We start from the raw sequence: 15575 nt of genomic DNA on the forward strand, positions 1-15575 counted from the left end.
CCGCCCAGTGTTGCCGCGGATCCTCCCCCGCGCAATCTGCCGCACGCCAGTGCCTCGCTTGCGCGTCAGCGCAGCGGATCCCGGTTCGTCTCGCGCATGCCGTGGATCACGACCGCGCTGATGAGGCAGAGCACCACGAGGTAGGCGGTGTAGATCCAGTGCATGCCGAGCGACTCGAGCCACGTGTTGAGGTACGGCGCGGTCCCGCCGAAGATGGCCGCGGAGGTGGCATAACCGATGCCGATGACCGTCGCGCGCTCTCGCGTGGGGACGAGCTCGGCGAAGGTTGCGCCGAGTGGCCCCGTATTTGCGCCGATGAGCAGGCCTGCGACGCACATCGTGATGAGAAGCGTCCACGGGTTCGGCCCGAGAATCGCGTCGAGGCCGAATGCCGCCACCGCGAACCCGATGCTGAAGATCTGCAGCACGGGGCGGCGACCGACCTTGTCGGAGAACCGGCCGAACAACGGGGCTGCGACGACGAGCACCGCCTGGCCGATGACGCCGATCACGAGCGCGATCGTGGGATCGATGCCGAACGTGCGGGTCGCATACCCCGGAGCGAAGATGAGCCAGGTGTAGAACACCGTGACGCCGCCGATCGTCAGCCCCGTGATGCGTAGGATCGCCATGCGGTGCTTCGCGACCAGGCGGAAGGTCTCGCGCACGGTCGGCGTGGATTCCGTCTGTCCCGTGAACTTGTCCGACTCGGTGATGCCGACGCGGATCCAGAGAGCGTAGAGCCCGAGCACGGCCGCGATTCCGAACGGGATGCGCCAGCCGTACTGCGTCATCTGCTCGTCCGTGAGGACGTATGTCAGCAGCGCGCCGAGACCGGTCGCCGCGATCGAGCCGACCCCCACGCCGATCCAGGGCGAGCTCGCCCACAGACCGCGGCGCCCCTCCGGCGCGACCTCGGCGAGATAGGTGAAGGCGGATCCGGTCTCGCCACCGTGCGACAGGCCCTGCACGAGGCGGGCAAAGACGAGGATGACGGCCGCGAACGCGCCCACCACCTCGAACGTCGGCGCGATGGCGATGATGAGGCTGCCGACCGCCGCGAGTGCGATCGCGAGCGTGAGGCTGTAACGACGCCCCTTCGCGTCGGCGATCTGCCCGAAGACCCATCCGCCGATCGGACGCATGAGGAAGCCGACGGCGAAGACGGCGAACGCCGCGAGCAGGCCGGCGAGGGGGTCGTCATCACGGAAGAACTGCGCGGCGAAGAACGGCGCGAAGATCGCGTAGATGTTCCAGTCGAACCACTCGAGCGCATTGCCGATGTTGACGGCGACCAGGTCGCTACGACGCTTACGTTGCGACACGGGGGTCCGGGTGACAGCAGCCACGGGCACATCCTCCTCGATGATCAGCCGGTTCGGGCCACCGGCCTGACCCCTACCTTGGGAGCGCGCGTGACGACGGGTCAAGGACGAAGGTCCACCATGCGATGTCGCAAATTCCACCATCACGGCGGTTCATATGACGCATACGATGCCAACATGACTCGCGATTCCGCTGCCCCTGCCGCCCCCACGCTGCGCCACGTGTCAACCATCGCGATCGAGGTCGACGAGCCGATCGACCTCGGCGAGGGCGCCGATGGGTGGCGGCGCATCATCCCGATCCTGTCGGGAACAGCGATCGGCGAGATCAGCGGGCGCGTACTGCCGGGCGGTGCCGACTTCCAGTCACGCCGTCCCGACGGGGTGACGGAGCTCGAGGCGCGGTACCCGATCGAGACGGAAGACGGCACGCGGCTCGAGGTCATCAACGAGGCGATCCGCGCCGGATCCGCCGAGGACATCCAGCGCCTCATGGTCGGCGAGCCGGTCGACCCCGCGCGCATCTACTTCCGGGGCACACCGCGGCTGCGCGCGCCGGAAGGCCCGTGGGAGTGGGTCAATCGCACGCTGTTCGTGGCGACCGGCGTGCGTCGCCCGGACGCCGTGGAGCTCACGGTCTTCGCCATCGAGTGACGCGCTCGCGCCGCGCGGGGTCAGCCGCGCGGGATCGGCGGCGGGCCGAGCCACAGCAGGAAGACGAACACCGCCGCCACGAGCACGACCACGCCGATGATGGCGACGAGCAGGTGCCTGAGCACCCACGCCTGCACGTGCTCGATGAAACCGCGCGGCTCGTCGCCGCCGCGGGCGAGCCGCCAGCCGCCGGCGAGGAGACCTCTGCGGTCGATGGCGATGTCGAAGGGCACGGTCGCGAACGGCACGATCGCGAGCAGCAGGCCGGTGATGCCCACGGCCGGACGCCACTTCTGGTTGACCCACACGAATATGGTGGTCACCGAGTAGCTGAGGAACACGAATCCGTGCACGCCGCCGGCGATCGGGACGAAGTTCCCGACGTCGACCGCCCGGAGGATCAGCGCGGTGATGAGCCCCGCCCAGGTGATCATCTCGGCGGTCGCGAAGGTGCGGAACAGCCCGCGCGGAGTGATCCTCGTCTGTTCAGTCGGCGTACTCACGCCCTCGAATCTACCCGGGCCAACATGAGCGATCCCCCACCCTCCACGAATGCACCGAACCCCGGTCGGGATCGGCGCATTCGTGGAATGGAGGGCCAGGTCACCCCTTGACGGATCCGGCGAGCAGGCCGCGTACGAAGAAGCGCTGCAGCGCGAAGAACACGACGAGCGGCAGCAGGATCGAGATGAACGCGCCCGCGGTCAGCAGGTGCCAGTCCTGACCGCGGTCGCCGGTCATCGCGGCGAGCGCCGCCGTGAGCGGCTGCACGGTGCGGGATCCGCCGGAGAAGGTCAGACCCACCAGGAGGTCGTTCCATACCCAGAGGAACTGGAAGATCGCGTAGCTCGCGATCGCCGGCAGCATGAGCGGCAGCATCACCCGCATGAACACCGTCACGTGCCCCGCGCCGTCGATGCGCGCGGCCTCAATGAGATCGCGCGGCACCTCCGACATGAAGTTGTGCAGCAGGAAGATCGCGAGCGGCAATCCGAAGATCGTGTGCGCGACCCACAGTGACAGGAACGGGAACACATCGGCGACCGCCGTTCCCGAGAACACCCGCAGCAACGGGATGAGGGCCATCTGCAGCGGCACGATCTGGAGCGTGAACACCGCCACGAAGACGATGTCGCGCCCCTTCCACTGCAGCACCGAGAACGCGTACGACGCCATGATCGCGAGGATGAGCGGCGCGATCGTCGCCGGGATCGCGATGACGACCGAGTTCTGGAAGTACACCGCGAGGTTCGTCGACGTGGCGCCTCCGAGGATCTGCGCGTAGTTGTCGAGGGTGAACTGCGGATCCGTGAACACCGTCCACCACCCGCTGCCCTTGATCTCGGCCTCGGGGCGGAACGACGACAGGAACAGGCCGAACGTCGGAACCGTCCAGAGCACCGCGATGACGAGCGCGAATGCGCTGCCGATGCGGTTGCCGACGAGGCGCTTGAAGGATCCGGCCGCGCTGCCCGTCGACTTCGACGGATTGACAGAGGTGAGAGCCTTCGTGGTCATCCGCGCACCGCCTTGTTCTTGTTCATCTGTCGCACGTTGTAGACGACGAGTGGGATAACGAGCAGGAAGATCACGACGGCCATCGCGGAGCCGATGCCGTTGTTGCCGAAGGTGAACGACCAGTCGTACATCTCGTTGGCGAGCACCTGAGTGTTGAACTCGGCGCCGGTCATGGTCAGCGTGATGTCGAACACCTTCAGCGTCGCGATGCAGATCGTCGTGAGCACCACGACAAGCGAGGGGCGGATGCTCGGAACGGTCACCCGGGTGAACAGCTGCCAGGCACTCGCGCCGTCCAGGCGGGCGGCCTCGATGATGTCGATCGGCACCGCCTTGATCGCGGCGGACAGCACGACCATCGCGAATCCGGCCTGGATCCACACCATCACGACGATGAGGAAGACGGTGTTCAGCGGGGCGTCCTGCAGGAAGCGCACCGGCTCGAAACCGAGGCTCGTGATCAGCGCGTTGAGCAGACCGATCTGCTCCTGCGCGGAGCCGCGGTATTCGTAGACGAACTTCCAGATGATGCCCGCGCCGACGAACGAGATCGCCATCGGCAGGAACAGCAGCGACTTCGCCACCTTCTCGAACCGGGACTTGTCAATCAGAACGGCGTAGACGAGACCGATGATGGTGGAGCCAGCCGGAACGAGAACGACCCACAGCATCGTGTTCGCGAGCGCGGTAAGACCGTCCTCGAAGAGGTAGGCGTAGTTGGTCAGGCCGACGAAGTTCTCGCTGCGTCGGTCCATGAGCGACATCCACATCGTGCGGATCGCGGGATAGACCTGGCCGAGAACCAGTAGCAGCAGCGCCGGACCGCCGAAGACGGCGACCATGACGAGCGTCTGCTTGCGCCCCTTGATGCGATCCGCGAACTTCGCGATCAGCAACAGCACCGCGAGGAGCGCCACGAAGGCCAGGACCGCGAGGATCAACTGGCCGTTCTTGGAATAGAGAAAGAAGCCCACAGGGCACCTCCGCGTCAGGCGAGGACGGGCCGGGGCGCCTCGGCGCCCCGGCCCGTCGAGGGGATCACTCGGGCCAGCTGGATTCGATCGCGGCGAGCGCCGCGTCGCTTTCCGTCTGACCGTCGATCCATGCGGTCATCTGCGACCAGAACGTGCCAGCGCCCACCTCGGACGGCATCAGGTCGGATCCGTCGAAGCGCGCAATGGCGTCTTCATCCTGCATGAGCTCGAGCGTGAGGCGCAGCACGTCGGAGGACGCGTTCGCCGGGTCGACGCCCTGGTTCGGGCTCACGACGCCGCCGATGGAGACGCGGGAGTTGGCCCACTCGGACGATGCGAGATAGGCCTGGAGGGCCTGCGTCGCCTCGTTGTCGTTGAACGCGGCGACATAGTCGCCCGCGACGAGCAGCGGCTGCTCGTCCGCGCTGTCGGCCGGCAGGTAGAAGGCGAAGATGTCGCCGTCGGGGCTGACATCCGTGCCCTCGGGCAGCTGCGCCTCGAAGAACGATGCCGCGCGGAACAGGAAGCAGTTGTCGTTCAGCACCTGCAGACCGGCGTCGGCCCACGGGGTCGACGCGATCGAGCGCGGGTCGCCGATGCCGCCGTTGACGTAGTCCTCGTTCTTGAGGATGTCGCCCGCACGGTCGAGCGACGCGACGATCTGCGAGTCGTCGAACGGAATCTCGTGGTCGACCCACTGGTCGTAGACGTCGGGGCCTGCCTCGCGGAGGACCATGTCCTCGACGAAGTCGGTGGCGGGCCATCCGGTCGCTCCGCCCGACTCGATGCCGAAGCACCAGGGCTTGACCGTGTCGCTGCCGTGGTCGGCGACGATCTGGTCGGTCAGCTCCATCATCTCGTCCCACGTCTCGGGGATCTCGTAACCGTTCTCCTCGAACACGCTCGGCGAGTACCAGACGAACGACTTCACCGATCCCATGACCGGAACACCGAACTGCGTGCCATCGATGTTGCCGTAGCTCAGCCAGTCCTCGGTGTAGTTCTCCTCGGCCGCGGCGAGCACGTCGTCGCCCGCCGGGACGAGGTGTCCGCCCTCGTTCATGCGCTGCATGAGACCCGGCTGCGGGAAGATCGCGAGGTCGGGCGCGTTGCCGCCCTCGACCTGCACGAAGATCTGCGACTCGAACTCGTTGGTGCCGTTGTGCTCGATCGTGATGCCCGTGCACGCGACGAAGTCTGCCCACGACTCCTCGAGCTGGTCGCCCTCCTGGTCGGAAATCGTTGACGACAGCGTGACACGGTCGCCCTCGAACGTGCCGTACTGCTCGAACGCGGCACAGTCGGCGTCAGTGTCGCCCCCGCCGCCGGTGGAGCCTCCGCCCAGGTCGTCACCGGCACAGCCCGCGAGTGCGAGCGTCATGGCGATCCCTCCGGCGATCCCGACACCGTAGCGTCGCAGCTTCTGTGTCCTCATGCTGTGAGTCCTCTCTGACTTGGGATGATCGGGCACGCATCACCCGTCACACGACATACAAGCGCGTCACCGTCCGAAAGGCCAGCACCTGCGGATAACGATTCATGACGTGCGTGGGAGCGCTCCCGAGCATAGTCTACGAGCGCACCGGAACCAGCGGGAGAAGGGACTGTTACGCGACGGCGTGCGAGGAGCAGACAGCTCGGTCGCCGCACCCGGCGCACAGCACGGTGCGGCGGCGGCAGGACGCATCGTCGCAGTTCACGAGCCGATCGGTGGCGTCGCCGCACGCACCGCACTGGCCAATCACTGCGGCGCCTCGGCCGAACGTCGTCGCCTCGCGCCCGTCGAACACGTACAGGGATCCCTCCCACAGTCCGTTGTTGCCGAACGTCTCGCCGTACCGGACGATCCCGCCGTCGAGTTGATAGACCTCGCCGAAACCGCGCGAACGCATGAGGCTCGAGAGCACCTCGCAGCGGATCCCGCCCGTGCAGTACGTCACGACGGGCTTCTCCTTGAGGTGGTCATAGCGCCCGGCGTCGAGCTCCGCGACGAAGTCGCGCGTGGTCTCGACGTCCGGCACGACGGCGTTCCGGAAGCGGCCGATCTCCGCTTCGAACGCGTTCCTGCCGTCGAAGAACACGACGTCGTCGCCACGTTCCGCCACCAGCTTGTGCAACTCTCCCGGCTTCAGTCGGGCGCCGCCGCCAACCACTCCCGCCCCGTCGACCTGCAGTTCTTCCGGGGCACCGAACGTGACGATCTCGTCGCGAACCTTCACCGAGAGGCGCGGGAAGTCGAGGCTGCCGCCGCTGTCGTCGAACCCGGATCCCGGGGACCATTTGAAGTCGATGTCCGCAAAGGGCGCGTACTGCTTCGTTTTGCGCACGTAGGTCTTCATCGCGGCCATCTCGCCGCCAACGGTGGCGTTGATGCCGTGCTCCGAGATGATGATCCGCCCGCGTAGCCCGAGCAGCTCGCACAGGTCGCGCTGCCACAGCCGCACCGCGTCGGGGTCGGCGATCGGCGTGAAGCGGTAGAACAGCAGGATCTTGGGGAGCACGGACTCCAGCGTACGACGCCGCGGCCGCGCATACACCGCACGAGGGGCCCGCCAGGCAGCCTGGCGGGCCCCTCGTCACACCGCTACTCGGATCCGCGCGACGATTGCCGTCGCAGCAGACCGCGCGTTCGCGAGATGCGGTAATCGATGCGGTCGTCGACGTACTCCTGCAGGTATCCGCTGGAGGAGATGCGACCGCTGAAGTAGTCAGCGACACGTTCGAGGCGTTCGACGCTCTCGCGATGCTCGAGGGTCTTCAGCTCGTAACTGAGCGCCTTGACGAGCGCGATGGCCATCAGGATCATGACCACGCTGAACGGCAGCGCCGTGATGAGCGACCCGGCTTGCAACGCGGACAGCGCCTCGGATCCGCCGGCGACGAGCAGGGCGAGCGCGAGGGCGCCCTCGAGAAGCGCCCACACGAGGCGCGACCAGACGGGCGGGTTCGGGTGGCCGCCGGAGGCGAGCATGTCGACCACGAGCGATCCGGAGTCGGACGACGTGATGAAGAAGATCGCCACGATGATGACCGCGAGCACGGAGAGGATCTGCCCGAGCGGCAGGTCCTGCAGCACCGTGAACAGCGATCCCTCCGGCGATACGGACGGCACGCCGTCTTCATCGGACTGCACCAGGTCGCCGGCGCCGAACATCTGGCGGAAGATGCCAGCTCCGCCCATCACGGAGAACCAGAGGAAGCCGACGGCGGTCGGCACGAGCAGCACGCCGGCGATGAACTGGCGTACGGTGCGGCCGCGCGAGATGCGGGCGATGAAGACGCCGACGAACGGCGCCCAGGCGATCCACCATCCCCAGTAGAACAGCGTCCAGCCCGAGAGCCACTCGTGGGTGTCCGCGCCTGCGTAAGCGCCGACGTCGAGGCTCATGTGCATCACCTCGGCGAGGTACACGCCGAGCGACTGCACGAAGTTGCGCAGGAGGAACAGCGTCGGTCCGAGCAGCAGCACGGAGATGAGCAGGACGCCCGCAAGCGACAGGTTGATGTTCGACAGCCACTTGATGCCCGCGCCGAGGCCGCTGACGACCGAGATCGTGGCAAGCAGCGTGATCACGACGATCAGGACCACCAGCAGCGTCGTGTCGACGCCGCCCACGACGCCGATCGCTTGCATGCCCGCGGCGATCTGCGATACACCCAGACCGAGCGACGTCGCGATCCCGAACACCGTGCCGAAGATCGCGATGATGTCGATGACATCGCCGACCCACCCCTTGACGCGGTTGCCGAAGATCGGCTCGAGCGCCCAGCGGATCGAGACGGGGCGACCGCGTCGGTGGATCGCGTATGCGAGCGCGAGGCCGATGACCGCGTAGATCGCCCAGGGGTGCAGACCCCAGTGGACGAACGTCTGCGCCATCGCGAGTCCGGCGAGCTCCTGCTCGGACCCGTCCCAGCTCGGGTTGCCGCCGATCGTGGCGTATGTGACGGGCTCACCGACGCCATAGAAGATGAGGCCGATGCCCATGCCCGCCGAGAACAGCATGGCGAACCATGCGAAGAGCCCGAACTCGGGTTTGTCGTTCGCGCGCCCGAGCTTGATCGTGCCGAGCTTCGAGAACGCGACCGCCACGACGAACACCACGAACGCGCTGATGATGAGCATGTAGTACCAGCCGAGCGTGTCGGAGATCCACGCATTCGCGTTGTTGAACGCGCCGCCCATCGCGTCGGGGAAGACGAGCGAGAGCACCGCGACCAGCAAGATCACGATGAACGCCGGCCAGAACACGCGCGGCGCGACAAGGCCCTTGCCGATCTTCACGCCCTGGCGGCGCAGCTTCTCGGTGATCTCGTCGTCCGTGTCCCTCTCCGCCGGGAACACCTCGACGGGAACGCTGGCCATCGCCGGGTCGAGGTGGATCTCTTCACCGCTCAGCGGGTTCTGAAGCGTGGGTGGCTTGGACCCATTGAGGTCGTCGTACGACACCTCGGGAATGAGGTCGTCGGGCGTCGCCGCCTCACGACGCGACTCGGTGTCGCCGTTCTCGGTCGGTTCGTCGCCGTTAGCGATCGGTGAGCTCACGGATTCATCTCCTGTGTCTGTTCCCCACGACGCGTCGGCTCCCCGTCGCGTCGTACAGGCTGGAAATCTGTCCCCACCCTAGTGGCTGACGCGAGGATCCTCTGAATCTGCTGGGAACGTCGCCGGATCAGGCGCGCGGGCGGTACACGACGAGCGAGTGGAACGTGAACCGGATCAGGAAGGCGACAGCGAGCGTGATCGCCGTGGCGAGGGCGCTCGGCATGCCCCACGCGGTCACCATGAGGCTCATCACGGGGATCCGTATCGCCGACTCGACATTATTGAAGACGAAAGACGACGCGAAGCGGTGCCAGACGCCGCGCGCCTCGCGCTTCTCGGCGCGGAAGACGAACCGTTCGATGAGCAGGAAATTGCCGATGATCGTCACCTCGGCCGCGATGATCGCGGCCCAGAGGTAGTTGATGTGTACGTCGAGCGCCCAGACGATCGCGACGTTGGCGACCGCGCCGAGCGCGCCGATGGCCGCGAACCCGCTCATCTTCCCGAACCGCAGCAGCGCCAGCTGATGAAAGAACCGAATGCCCTGCTGAACCGAGGCCTTCGAGCGGTCCGCGAAACGCTCTCCAAAGGCGAACGGGATCTCGGCGACCCGCACCGAGGTGCGCACGATGATCTCGAGCAGGATCTTGAAGCCGCGCGGGCGCAAGCGAGCGACGTCGAGAGCGGTCGTGTCGATCGCGAAGAACCCCGTCATCGGATCCGTGACCTCGCGCAGTCGGCGCGGGAACATCGCGCGCGTGACGAGGTTGGATCCGCGAGAGACGAGGTGGCGGGTCGAGTCGGCAAGCCCCGACGCGCTCGCCGACTCGGCGTACCGCGACGCGGCCACGAGGTCGACGTCGCCGCGCCGCAGCCGCGCGAGCAGCTGAGGAATCGTGGCGGCGGGATGCTGCAGGTCGCCGTCCATGACGACGCAGGTGGCGTAGCGCGCGTTGCGGAAGCCCTCGACGACGGCGCCGCCGAGGCCGCCCTCGGCGCGGTCGCGATGGATCACCCGCACGGGCAGGCCTGCTGTGGGTGCGATGCGCCGTACCTCGTCGGCGGTGCCGTCCGTGGAGTCGTCGACGAAGAGGATCTCGGCGTCCTCGTGCCGGAGGGCGCTCGCGATACGGCAGACGAGCTCGGCGACGTTGCCGGCCTCGTTGAACGTCGGGACCACGACGGTCACCCCCACGGCGGCCCCCATCTCCTCCAGCGACTCAGACAGTCCATCGTTCCACACGGCGCCTCCGCGACGTCACGCGCCTATCCTGGAACCATGACCGTCGCAAATGACACGATCACGATGTTCGGCGCCGAGTGGTGCGGCGACTGCCGCCGCACCAAGGCGCAGCTCGATGGCCTCGGCATCGACTACCAGTACATCGACCTCGAGGCAGAACCGTCGGCTGCCGACGTGGCCAAGGACATCTCCGGCCGCATGAACATCCCGGTCGTCGTGTACCCGGATGGCAGCCACCACGTCGAGCCGTCGAACGCCGACGTCGACAGCAAGCTCAAGGCTCTCGGGCTCGTCTGACCCCATCCCAGGTTCCGCCCATCACTGGCTAGGATGGGCGGTGTGAGCGAGCATGTCGAAGAGGTCAGCACGCGCGATCAGATCTGGCGCGCGCACCCCGCCGATGCTCGGCTCGTGGGCATCGTCGTCGCGAGGGACGGCATGCCGTCGATCGTGGAGCAGCGCAAGCAGCTCACCGACTTCGGCGTCCCCATCGACGGCTTCCGTCATCCGGCCCCCAACGTCTCCGAGACGTGGGAGGAGCGCCTGAACCGCCTGTTCGGCCGCCTTCAGCGCGGCGACGTCGTCGTCGTGACGAGCGCGCACGTGTTCGGCCGCGATGCCACCGAGGAGACGCAGACGATCGCGGAGCTCGGGCGGCGCGGCATCATCATCAAGGTGCTCGCGCACGCAGCGCCCGCGGGCTAAAGGGTGCTCGCGAGCGCCAGCGCGTTCGCCTCGTCGCCCGTGAAGAGGGCCGCGGCCACGGCCGCGCCGATGACGAGGACCACCACGCCCACGACGACCGCGACCATGACGCGGTTGCGTCGCGAGCGGGCGTGATTCTCGATCGCGGACATCGACGTGCGCGTGATCGGCGGGGGCTCCCCCGCCGCATCAGACGTCGTGCTCACGACGCGAAGGCCCGACGTGTTGGGGATCGCGGGCACGTTTCCGCTGTTGGTATGCATCCCGGCGCCGGGCGGCCGGGCGGGCATCCGCCCTCTCATCGCAACACCACCCCTTCGGAGATGGCGCGCATCTCTGCGCGGTCGGTCACGGCCACATTCTACTCCGCCGGGCCGCGCACGACGCTGTTATGACGCCGCGCGTGCCTTCTTCTCCGGAATGGGCTCCTCGCCCTTCGCACGCAGGTCGGCGTAGTAGGCGCGAGCCTCGTCCTGCCGCTCGCGCTCGGCGCCCGAGGCGATCGGTGCCCGCACATGTTCTGGGGCGAACCCGAAAGCGTCGACGAGATCCTGCGCGTGCGGCCGGAGACGCGTGCAGAGACGGTCAATGTAGCGCGTCAGTGCGGCGGCACGCTGCGTCGACAGGCGCCCGCCGATGATGTGCCACGACAGGTGCTCTTCGATGAGCGAAAGCCCGAACAGATCGCGCACCCAGGTCATAACGGTGCGGGTGCCCTCGTGGTCGATCTGGTCGATCGCGTCGGTGAAGGCCTCCCACTGCAGCAGCTCGCCGTGCGCACGCGCGGCGTCGAGCAGGTCTACCTGATTCTCGTTGAAGACGGCCTGCGCCTCGGCCGGCGGCAGCTTGCGCGCCTGGTTCAGGCGGGCGCCCACGTCGGCGACCATCTGCTGCACGCGGTCGGTGAGCAGCTGGTGCTGGTCGTCGCCGCGCAGCCCGAACTCAACCGAGCGGGCGGTGGATCCGAGATCGGCGACCGTCTGCCCGAGGCGGCGCAGGCCCGCGCCGTGGAAGAACTTCGAGGCGCCCTGCTTCGCCGCGTAGGCGGCAAGCGCCGCGGAGTCCTTGCCCTTGAACTGCTGTGCGAAGTCGCCGAGCAGGCGCTTGCCGACGAGCTGCAGCAGCACGTTGTTGTCGCCCTCGAATGTGGCGTAGACATCGAGATCCTGATGCAGTCCGACGAGGCGGTTCTCGGACAGATAGCCCTGGCCGCCGCACGCCTCGCGCGCCTCCTGGATCGTGTCGAGCGCGTTCCACGTCGACAGCGGCTTGAGCGCGGCCGCGAGCGTCTCGAGATCCTGGCGGTTCTCGTCGGTGTCGCTCTCGCCGCTGAAGACGCTGTCGAACTTCTGCAGCAGCTCTTCGTGCGCGAACGCCTGAGCGTAGACCGTGGCGATGCGCGGGATGAGCCGACGGCGGTGCTTGCCGTAGTCGAGCAGGACGGTCTCCTGCCCTGTGCCGTCGTCGAACTGGCGGCGCTGATTGCCGTAGGTCACCGCGATGTCGAGCGCGAGAGCCGCGCCCCACGTGGCGGCGCCATCGAGTGACACGCGACCCTGCACGAGCGCACCGAGCATCGTGAAGAAGCGGCGGCCGGGGCTCGCGATGGAGCTCGTGTAGGTGCCGTCGGCGGCGACGTCGCCGTAGCGGTTCAGCAGGTTCTCACGCGGGACGCGGACGTGATCGAACGCGAGCCGACCGTTGTCGACGCCGTTGAGGCCGCCCTTGGGCCCGTCGTCTTCGCTGAGGATGCCGGGAAGCATCTCGCCCGCCTCGTCGCGGATCGGCATGAAGAAGCAGTGCACGCCGTAGTTGACGCCGCCCGTGATGAGCTGCGCGAACACCGTCGCGGCGCGGCCGTGCTTCGCTGCGTTGCCGAGGTAGTCCTTGTACGCCCCGCGGAAGGGCGTGTGGATCACGAACTCCTCGGTCTCCGGATCGTAGGTGGCTGTCGTCGCGATCGACTGCACGTCGGATCCGTGGCCCGTCTCGGTCATCGCGAAGGCACCGGGCAGCTCGAGGCTGATCGCGTCGGGCAGCCAGCGGTCCCAGTGCTTCTTCGTGCCGAGCTGGTAGATCGCCGACGTGAACAGCCCCCACTGCACGCCCGACTTGATCTGCAGGCTCGGATCCGCGAGCACGAGCTCTTCGAAGCCCGCGAGGTTGCCGCCCTGCGTGCCCAGGCCGCCGTATTCGGTCGGGAACGCCCGGGCACCCGCGCCCCGCTCGGCGAGCAGCTTCGTCTGTCCGAAGACGCGCTCGCGGTGCTCCTCGTAGTGCTGTCCGGGGATCTGCCAGAAGCGCTCGTCCTTGATCATCTCGCGTGCTTCGAGACGGATGTCGCGCCATTTCCCGAGCAGGTGGGTCGTCAGCGTATCGACGTCGAGGCTGACGTCGGCGTGCTCGTCGGTGGTGTTCTCAGGGCGAACAGCTGTGTCGGCCACGGCGTTCCTCTCATTGGGGGTGAGGTGACTTCACGCTCGAACGTACGAGATCGTGCACGCTGACGCGGATTCTTTGTGCTCCTCACACAAGTACCGCGGGCACGCGGGCGGCCGGTCGGTGTCGGATCCGCACAGCCGCGCTCACGCCGACGTCGCGCGGACTTTCTTCGCGTCCGCGAGCCGCGCGTCCGGATCGTCGGTCCACCGTTCCGCGTCGCTGCGGAACGCACGGGTCACGAGGTCGCCCATGCGCTTCCACGATCGGTCGCGGATGAAGATGAAGTCGATGCCGATCATCGCGAGCGAGAACCAGGGCAGGCCCATCAGCACGGCGATGCCGATGTGGAACGACATGATGCCGAACAGCGCGAGGATGCGCGTGGGGCGCAGCAGCAGCATGAACGGGAAGGCGATCTGGAGAATGATCGACCCCCAGCTCATCATCGTCACGGCCGGGCCCCAGGCCGTGGCCAGATCGCTCAGCACCGGCCAGGTGCCGAACCGTTCGGTCATGAGCGGGTTGTAGACCGCGTAACCGCCGGACCAGGGATCGCCAGCCGCCTTGTAGAGGCCGCCGGAGACGTAGACGAAGATGACCTGCGCGGCGAGCGCCACGAGGGCGAGGTTGTGCAGGAGGTTGCTGATCTCGCGCGGGAGAATCGTGCGGAAGCCCTTGCGAGCGCGACGGCGGGCGTCGACGGACAGTCGCGCTGCCGGATCCGCGAAGAACAGCAGGAGCAGCACGATGCGGTACATGTTGTCGCCCTGGTCGCCGACCGAGTCGTTCATCTCGATGAAGCTGATCCACAGGACGAAGTAGAACGGCAGGACGATCTTGAAGCGCCAGCCGATGGTGAACGCCACGGCGAGCGCGAGCAGCACGAGATACAGCGTCGTGAACAGCACGTCGTCGTATGCGACACGGTGGAACCAGCTGAACAGCCACATCTGCGGGAAGTCGCTGACAGGTTCGGATCCCTCGCCGTTCCATGCGGATCCGGAGCCGAAGGTGTACAGGCGCGTCGAGAAGTTCGACAGCAGCAGACCGATGCCGGTCAGACCCAGCACGATGCGCGTCACGGCGAGGCCGTAGACCGACTTCTTCTCGTCGAGGAGCCAGGATTCGCCGGCCAGCCAGGTGGTGCGCACGACCCCCGCGAGCGTGACCATCAGCAGGCGGATCAGTCGGCCGATCGCGCGCGGAGCGCGCCTGACGATTGCGCCTGCGGTCGCGCCGATGGCGCGCACGTCGGGCCTCGCGCCGCCGGTACGCTCGCTCATTCGGAGATCCGTTCGTGTGTCGAGCGGAATACGTCCGTGAACGCGTCCTGCGACTGCCCGTCGTTGACGACGAGACCGCGCCAGCCGGTCGGCGAGTACTGGATCCCGGGGCGTTCAGCCTCGGGATCGTGGCGGTCACGGAACGGGATCACGTTCTGGCGGGTGGCACGGTACTGCAGGCGCTCGACGTCGTCGCCCCAGACGGCGTAGGCGACCTGCGTGGCGTAGGCGGTGGCGCGGTGCTCCTGTTCGATGTACTGCGCGACGTCACTGTCGTTGTCGCCGCTGGCGTACATCGCGTCTCCCATGCGCTCTTCCCAGGCGTCCTTGAAGTAGTTGAGTTCGGCGATTTCCTGCTGCTCGTCGTTGAGGTCTCCCCATGCGCTGCGTAGCTGACTGGAGACGTCCATCGCGATGATGCCGGCGCGCGGTGTGAAGAGGTTGTAGCGGATCATCGACAGCTCCGTGTCGGAGGCGGAGACCCAATCGGTCGTTTCACCGTCGACGAGCGCGCGCACTTCGAAGCGGTAGTCGCCGTTGACCGGCTCGGGCGCGAAGACGCTCCATGACTGGCCGAACATCGGGATCATGTAGCTCGAGAGGCGCTCCTGTCCGACCACCTCGCGGATCGGTGCCCACGGCGCGATCCAGAGGAAGGACGCGAAGATGTGCCACGCGGTCACGAGCGCGACAATGCACATGACGATTCGGATGGAGAGGCGACGCCGGGGCGTGTTCCTCTGGGGCATCGAGTGACTCCTTGAATGGCGATATCGCCGACGAAACGCCTGTGGTCCGGCGAGAATATCACCGGACCACAGGCGGTTAGGGGTGCGACCCGGTGCTTCGTTCGGTTACGACCTCCCGAAGCACCGGGACTCGCTC

The 15575-nt window shown here is 67.1% G+C and carries 15 protein-coding genes; 3 read left to right on the plus strand and 12 right to left on the minus strand.

Annotated features, from left to right (window positions below; all coding sequences use genetic code 11):
- Nucleotides 1-65: 65 nt before the first annotated feature.
- On the minus strand, nt 66-1349 hold the full coding sequence (locus IEW87_RS00210) for an MFS transporter (protein WP_188710318.1): 1284 nt from the start codon (nt 1347-1349) through the stop codon (nt 66-68).
- A gap of 153 nt (nt 1350-1502) precedes the next feature.
- Between IEW87_RS00210 and IEW87_RS00215 the strand changes: the two genes are divergently transcribed.
- A complete protein-coding gene (locus IEW87_RS00215; RefSeq protein ID WP_188710319.1) occupies nt 1503-1979 on the plus strand; it encodes a DUF3237 domain-containing protein in 477 nt (158 codons plus the stop codon).
- Nucleotides 1980-1999: 20 nt separating this feature from the next.
- On the opposite strand, the gene IEW87_RS00220 is transcribed toward IEW87_RS00215, so the two are convergent.
- From IEW87_RS00220 to IEW87_RS00250, 7 genes are all read right to left on the minus strand, one after another.
- Nucleotides 2000-2482, minus strand: coding sequence for a DUF3817 domain-containing protein (locus IEW87_RS00220; RefSeq protein ID WP_268234585.1), 483 nt, complete (start codon nt 2480-2482; stop codon nt 2000-2002).
- A 100-nt stretch (nt 2483-2582) separates the two neighbouring features.
- Entirely contained in the window at nt 2583-3497 is a 915-nt protein-coding gene (locus IEW87_RS00225) for a carbohydrate ABC transporter permease (RefSeq protein ID WP_188710320.1), read from the minus strand.
- The gene (locus IEW87_RS00230) at nt 3494-4471 is read right to left on the minus strand and encodes a carbohydrate ABC transporter permease (protein WP_188710321.1); all 978 of its coding nucleotides are present in this window, start codon (nt 4469-4471) and stop codon (nt 3494-3496) included. Before IEW87_RS00230 ends, IEW87_RS00225 begins: the two co-directional genes overlap by 4 nt.
- Nucleotides 4472-4535: 64 nt before the next feature.
- Nucleotides 4536-5906 (minus strand): ABC transporter substrate-binding protein, encoded by a 1371-nt coding sequence (locus IEW87_RS00235; protein WP_188710322.1) that lies wholly within the window; start codon nt 5904-5906, stop codon nt 4536-4538.
- A 172-nt stretch (nt 5907-6078) separates the two neighbouring features.
- Entirely contained in the window at nt 6079-6972 is an 894-nt protein-coding gene (gene trhO / locus IEW87_RS00240; protein WP_188710323.1) for an oxygen-dependent tRNA uridine(34) hydroxylase TrhO, read from the minus strand.
- Nucleotides 6973-7055: 83 nt separating this feature from the next.
- Nucleotides 7056-8837, minus strand: coding sequence for a BCCT family transporter (locus tag IEW87_RS00245; protein ID WP_188712588.1), 1782 nt, complete (start codon nt 8835-8837; stop codon nt 7056-7058).
- 307 nt (nt 8838-9144) lie between these two features.
- Nucleotides 9145-10260: a glycosyltransferase gene (locus tag IEW87_RS00250; protein WP_308420902.1), complete on the minus strand. Its 1116-nt coding sequence runs from the start codon at nt 10258-10260 to the stop codon at nt 9145-9147.
- A 36-nt stretch (nt 10261-10296) separates the two neighbouring features.
- On the opposite strand from IEW87_RS00250, the gene IEW87_RS00255 reads away from it, so the two are divergent.
- The gene (locus IEW87_RS00255; protein WP_188710324.1) at nt 10297-10557 is read left to right on the plus strand and encodes a glutaredoxin domain-containing protein; all 261 of its coding nucleotides are present in this window, start codon (nt 10297-10299) and stop codon (nt 10555-10557) included.
- Nucleotides 10558-10599: 42 nt separating this feature from the next.
- Entirely contained in the window at nt 10600-10965 is a 366-nt protein-coding gene (locus IEW87_RS00260) for a recombinase family protein (RefSeq protein ID WP_188710325.1), read from the plus strand.
- Here the strand turns inward: IEW87_RS00260 and IEW87_RS00265 are convergent.
- From IEW87_RS00265 to IEW87_RS00280, 4 genes are all read right to left on the minus strand, one after another.
- Nucleotides 10962-11255 carry a hypothetical protein gene (locus IEW87_RS00265; RefSeq protein WP_188710326.1) on the minus strand — a complete coding sequence of 98 codons (294 nt, stop codon included), beginning with the start codon at nt 11253-11255 and terminating at the stop codon, nt 10962-10964. The genes IEW87_RS00260 and IEW87_RS00265 overlap by 4 nt on opposite strands.
- A 99-nt stretch (nt 11256-11354) precedes the next feature.
- Complete coding sequence (locus IEW87_RS00270; protein ID WP_188710327.1) at nt 11355-13409, minus strand: acyl-CoA dehydrogenase family protein; 2055 nt, start codon at nt 13407-13409, stop codon at nt 11355-11357.
- Nucleotides 13410-13550: 141 nt separating this feature from the next.
- Nucleotides 13551-14690 (minus strand): HTTM domain-containing protein, encoded by a 1140-nt coding sequence (locus tag IEW87_RS00275; protein ID WP_373285071.1) that lies wholly within the window; start codon nt 14688-14690, stop codon nt 13551-13553.
- Nucleotides 14687-15439 carry a DUF5819 family protein gene (locus IEW87_RS00280; RefSeq protein WP_188710328.1) on the minus strand — a complete coding sequence of 251 codons (753 nt, stop codon included), beginning with the start codon at nt 15437-15439 and terminating at the stop codon, nt 14687-14689. The genes IEW87_RS00275 and IEW87_RS00280 overlap by 4 nt, the downstream gene beginning before the upstream one ends.
- Between the last annotated feature and the right edge of the window lie 136 nt (nt 15440-15575).

This window comes from Microbacterium faecale (genome assembly GCF_014640975.1).
Taxonomy (GTDB): Bacteria; Actinomycetota; Actinomycetes; order Actinomycetales; family Microbacteriaceae; genus Microbacterium; species Microbacterium faecale.

Coding starts and splice junctions, on each gene's coding strand:
- IEW87_RS00215 (WP_188710319.1), top strand. CDS start 1,503: ATGACTCGCGATTCCGCTGCCCCTGCCGCCCCCACGCTGCGCCACGTG.
- IEW87_RS00225 (WP_188710320.1), bottom strand. CDS start 3,497: ATGACCACGAAGGCTCTCACCTCTGTCAATCCGTCGAAGTCGACGGGC.
- IEW87_RS00235 (WP_188710322.1), bottom strand. CDS start 5,906: ATGAGGACACAGAAGCTGCGACGCTACGGTGTCGGGATCGCCGGAGGG.
- IEW87_RS00245 (WP_188712588.1), bottom strand. CDS start 8,837: ATGGCCAGCGTTCCCGTCGAGGTGTTCCCGGCGGAGAGGGACACGGAC.
- IEW87_RS00255 (WP_188710324.1), top strand. CDS start 10,297: ATGACCGTCGCAAATGACACGATCACGATGTTCGGCGCCGAGTGGTGC.
- IEW87_RS00265 (WP_188710326.1), bottom strand. CDS start 11,255: ATGCCCGCCCGGCCGCCCGGCGCCGGGATGCATACCAACAGCGGAAAC.
- IEW87_RS00275 (WP_373285071.1), bottom strand. CDS start 14,690: ATGAGCGAGCGTACCGGCGGCGCGAGGCCCGACGTGCGCGCCATCGGC.
- IEW87_RS00280 (WP_188710328.1), bottom strand. CDS start 15,439: ATGCCCCAGAGGAACACGCCCCGGCGTCGCCTCTCCATCCGAATCGTC.